The following is a 3,788-nucleotide window of genomic DNA, read 5'->3' on the forward strand; positions in this document are numbered from 1 at the left end:
TTCATCAGTACCACTTGATAAAGAACCACAATTTTTCTCAGGCCCCATTCCTATTTTATTCGCTTTTATCTTCTTCTAAGCGTGCTCCATCCCAGATACCCGTTGAATCCAACTGTTCTTTGGCCTCAGAGCCGGTCTGACCAGCTGTGAACACAAAGCCGCTCGTTGATTGCGGCAACATCGATGCTGGATAACGGAAGAAGTTATAAAACCAGTTTTCCTTTAAGATCCATTGCGTCTTGACGGCATTGAAGTCTTTTTCCTGCAGAAAACCAATAGCACCTTTTTGGACTACCTTAGGCAAAACGATCGGCATATTTGCTGCTGCCCGCAACTGCTCTTCTTCCAAAGACACGTTGCTGATGTACTGATAAATATCCCCAGCTTCATGAATTGCAGGCACGATCCGTTTGACATAAATCGCTCCTGCTTGCGTAACAAAGAAACCAACTTCGATCACACCAACATAATTCAGGTTATCGCCGATCAATGTGGCGATATTCTTTGCTTCATCCCAAATCGGTTTGTCGACTTCTGCCGGTACGACAACTTGAATCAATCGATGTTCTTTATAATAGGTCTCTAACGGCGCCATATATGTTAACGTTCCATTTTGATCACGAACTAAGACCACCGAGATCTCCTGTTGATATGGGATCCACGATTCAAGAATAAACGTACCCTGTTCGACTAGTTCTGCACATTTGGCAATATCTGACTGTTTGCGTAAAACAAACTGTGAGGTGCGCATCAAGCCCTTTTGAATCGGTTTTAACACGCAAGGAAATCCGATCGAAGAAATCGCCTGATAAATATCATCCAAGCTAACGATCGTTGCGTACGGAGCAATATTGACATTTAATTGTTCAAAAAATGCTCGTTCCAACAAACGATCCTGCATCAACTCAAGAGCCTCGCTGCCCTGAGGAACACTGGTGAATTTTTGGATATATTTAATAGACTCCGAACTGACCTGTTCGGACTCGTAAACTACCAGGTCGCATCGTTCAGCAAATCTCTGCAACTGTAATTGGTCGTTGCCTCTACCCACGATCGGCAAATCTGCTTCTCGTAAGGTCGGACTTTCAGCGTTAGAACCATAGGCCGCTGTTTTAAAACCCATTTGCTTAGCTTTACGAACTAAGGAGATCCCGTTCGGACTGCTGCCGATCACACCGATCGTACTATTAGGAAATATGACTTTCTCTGCCACTTTAAATTCACTACTTTCCTTGACTTCAAATATTACTTTTCAAATAAAATCATAACATAGTTTTACTTGTATAACCTGTGATAACTACTCTTTTTAGTAAAAAATATAATCTTTTTAAATTAACCTAAAAAAAGCTGCTCACATCTTATGAAAGCAGCTTACCTAACGGCTCTTAAACCACACATTAATCACCAACGAAATTAACTTTTCCATCTTCAAAAGAAGAGATCCGAGCTAATGATTCCAAGCGAACACCTTGGTCGCGCAAGAGCTTACCACCAGTTTGGAAAGCTTTTTCGATAACGATCCCAACGCCTTCAACATATGCATCTGCTTGCTTGCAGATCTCCAACAATCCTGAAACGGCTTGACCATTTGCTAGGAAATCATCAATGATCAAGACATTGTCTGTCTGGACTAAAAACTTCTGGTCAACTGAAATTTTATTGGTAACTTTTTTAGTATAAGAATACACATCAGCGGTAAAAAGTGAAGTATTCATAGTGGAACTCTTAGTCTTACGAGCAAACAAAACCGGCACATGCAAGGCCAAGCCGGTCATGATTGCAGGAGCGATCCCGGAAGATTCGACCGTCAAGATGCGCGTAATATTGTTATCCCGAAATAAATGGGCAAATTCCTGTCCGATCGTATTCATCAATTCCGGGTCGATCTGGTGGTTCAAAAATGAATTGACCTTTAGCACATTGCCTGGCAAAACTAAGCCGTCTTCTCTAATGCGTTCCTCTAATAATTTCACTGAAATTTTCCTCCTATAAGCCTAACCTATCCCTTGTAACTGCACTATCACAGCCTATATTACTATTCAAGAATAGCACATCAAAAGACAACCGACAATATCCACCAGCAAAAGTTTGCCATTCACATGTCTTTCTTACAGATCATATTGATCTAAATGATATTCCTTGATCAAGTCGATCAATTTTTGTGCGTAGTCTGGGTCAGTTGCGTAACCCTTAGACTGTAAAGCCCGCGCGGCTTCCTGATAATTCTCAGCATTTATGACGGCTTGATAATGGCCCGAATCCCAGCCAGTCCCACTGACAAATAATTGAGTATGAGCACTGATCGATTCATCGTAATTATTATAAGCTGCAAACCGTGCCTTAACAGTGATCCACTGGCCATTAACATATTCTTTTGTTGTCAGTAACGGGCTATTAGGATCTGAACTTTTGATCCCAAATAAATTATGATACTTCTGCGATAATTCACTTGTACCCCAATCTGATTCTAAACTAGCCTGCGCCAAAGTGATACTTGCAAAAACATGATACTGCCGCTGCTGTTTTTGGGCGCTTGGGACCAGTTGTTTAATAAAAGCCTGTCTGCTCTTAGTCTGTGATGTCTGTTCGACCTTGGGTGTTTCTTGAGCATGATGATCGAGCCATTTGATCATTTGCACCGAAACTAATGTTATCAAAAGGATTGCCAAGATCAGGTCCGGCCACCTAAATGCAACCTTTTTTGACTTACGCTTGGCAGCTGGGCGGCGCTTTTTTATTTGCCTTGTTTTTTTAGTACTCCGTTTTTTTTTTGTGCCAATCAACTCATCCTTTTCGTACTCGACCCATTAACGGTTTAGCGATCAATGGTGCAACGATCGCAGCGATTATCGCTTCAGGGATCCCATTTGTAGCAATGACTCCCAGCAAATATGGCATCATTGCTTTCGTATCAATTTGATAAAGTGCCTGAGAATGTCCATTATAGAAGAGATAGATCTGCCCTAACACCAAAAATGTGTTAGTCAACGAACCTAATAAGCCGGCTATTCCGAGTGCTAAATACTGCTGCCTCATTTTGTGCGTCAACCAGCGGAAGACATACCCTGCCACAACCCCGATCAAGATCCGAGGCAACACCGAGACCAAAGGATTCACAAAAACGATAGCGGCTAGTGGACTGGTCGGCCAGACAAACGCTCTGACAAATGTAATACCGCCCCAGATACCGCCAACAATGGCACCTCCACTTGGCCCTAGGGTCAGGGCAGCTATGATCACTGTCACATGAATGATCGTTAAATTCAACGGACCAATAGGAATATAGCCCAAAAATGGCACAAAATTTTGGACAATAATAATTGCTGTAAACAACGCATATAGAACTTTATGGTAAACCTGGTTATTTTTAACCACTTATTTTACCCCCATGAAATGAAAGAACACAGCGAGACGTTTAAGAGATGACTGTTATCAAAGATTGAAACTTATAATAACTTGGAGACTCAATTGAAAAAACAAACTCTCTTATCTCACAGAAATTGGCTAAAATAGCTGAGCATAGCAAAGCTTAAACTCCTGTTTTTATCTTCAATAATTCGCTTTTAGCATAGAAAACAGGACTTAAATAGGTGCAAAAAGCCGCTTTGACAACTCAACAAAAATTCAAGGTGTACTAACTCGAGATGATTTTTTAAACGTTTAATTGTTGCTTATCATTATAGCATATTTCCGAAAGAGGCTGATTGCCTATTTTAAGATCAGGCGCTAACAAAAAACGACCGCCCCGGGGCAGTCGTTTTTTGGGTCTAAACTTTTTAGTGTTGATG

Annotated in this window: 4 protein-coding genes; all 4 read right to left on the reverse strand. The window is 41.3% G+C overall.

Going from position 1 to position 3,788, the window contains the following annotated elements; translation table 11 throughout:
- Window positions 1-55 precede the first annotated feature (55 nt).
- The 4 genes from FC65_RS09385 to FC65_RS09400 all read right to left on the reverse strand — a co-directional run bounded on the left by FC65_RS09385 (window position 56) and on the right by FC65_RS09400 (window position 3,375).
- Window positions 56-1,213: an ATP-grasp domain-containing protein gene (locus FC65_RS09385; protein WP_056972474.1), complete on the reverse strand. Its 1,158-nt coding sequence runs from the start codon at window positions 1,211-1,213 to the stop codon at window positions 56-58.
- Window positions 1,214-1,397: 184 nt separating this feature from the next.
- On the reverse strand, window positions 1,398-1,973 hold the full coding sequence (locus tag FC65_RS09390; RefSeq protein ID WP_056972475.1) for a xanthine phosphoribosyltransferase: 576 nt from the start codon (window positions 1,971-1,973) through the stop codon (window positions 1,398-1,400).
- A gap of 135 nt (window positions 1,974-2,108) precedes the next feature.
- The gene (locus FC65_RS09395; RefSeq protein WP_172823866.1) at window positions 2,109-2,738 is read right to left on the reverse strand and encodes a glycoside hydrolase family 73 protein; all 630 of its coding nucleotides are present in this window, start codon (window positions 2,736-2,738) and stop codon (window positions 2,109-2,111) included.
- Window positions 2,739-2,784: 46 nt separating this feature from the next.
- The gene (locus FC65_RS09400; RefSeq protein ID WP_056972476.1) at window positions 2,785-3,375 is read right to left on the reverse strand and encodes an ECF transporter S component; all 591 of its coding nucleotides are present in this window, start codon (window positions 3,373-3,375) and stop codon (window positions 2,785-2,787) included.
- Between the last annotated feature and the right edge of the window lie 413 nt (window positions 3,376-3,788).

It is taken from the genome of Ligilactobacillus acidipiscis DSM 15836 (assembly GCF_001435755.1).
GTDB classification, from domain to species: domain Bacteria; phylum Bacillota; class Bacilli; order Lactobacillales; family Lactobacillaceae; genus Ligilactobacillus; species Ligilactobacillus acidipiscis.